The organism is Vibrio sp. 03_296 (assembly GCF_002265885.1).
In genome coordinates, this window is sequence record NZ_NPKW01001373.1 from 1 (window position 1) to 1,017 (window position 1,017).

Annotated in this window: 1 pseudogene; it reads left to right on the forward strand. The window is 52.3% G+C overall.

Annotated features, from left to right (window positions below):
• Window position 1: 1 nt before the first annotated feature.
• Window positions 2–1,017, forward strand: a pseudogene (locus tag CIK04_RS32410) (transketolase); the annotation flags it as partial.

Below are 1,017 nucleotides of genomic sequence, written 5' to 3' on the forward strand. Positions count from 1 at the left end.
CATGGACGGCGTACAAAAAGCAAACTCAGGCCACCCAGGCGCACCTATGGGTATGGCGGACATCGCTGAAGTTCTTTGGCGTGGCCACTAAACCCACACCCATCAAACCCAGAGTGGGCTGATCGCGACCGTTTTGTACTCTCTAACGGCCACGGCTCGATGCTGATTTACTCGCTACTGCACCTTAGCGGTTACGAGCTTTCTATCGATGATCTGAAAAACTTCCGTCAATTGCATTCTAAGACTCCGGGCCACCCAGAATACGGCTACGCGCCTGGTATCGAAACAACAACGGGCCCTCTAGGTCAAGGCATCACCAACGCGGTTGGTATGGCAATGGCTGAGAAAGCGCTCGCAGCGCAGTTCAACAAACCTGGCCACGACATCGTTGACCACTTCACTTACGTGTTCATGGGTGATGGCTGTCTGATGGAAGGTATCTCGCACGAGGCATGTTCTCTAGCGGGTACGCTAGGTCTTGGTAAACTGATTGCATTCTGGGATGACAACGGCATCTCTATCGACGGTCACGTTGAAGGCTGGTTTTCTGACGATACGCCTAAGCGTTTCGAAGCTTACGGCTGGCACGTTATCCCAGCAGTGGATGGTCACAATGCTGAAGCGATCAACGCAGCAATTGAAGCCGCTAAAGCGGATCCTCGCCCAACTCTAATCTGTACTAAAACTATCATCGGTTTTGGTTCACCAAACAAATCGGGTTCACACGACTGTCACGGTGCACCACTAGGTGCGGAAGAAATTGCCGCAGCTCGTGAATTCCTAGGTTGGGAACACCCAGCATTTGAAATCCCTGCTGACGTTTACGCAGAGTGGGATGCAAAAGCAGCTGGCGCTGCAAAAGAAGCCGCTTGGAATGCGAAGTTTGATGCGTACGCAGCAGCGTACCCAGTCGAAGCCGCAGAGTTCAAACGCCGCGTAAATGGCGAGCTTCCAGCTCAGTGGGAAGAGAAAGCAAACCAAATCATTGCAGATCTTCAAGCAAACCCAGCGAACATC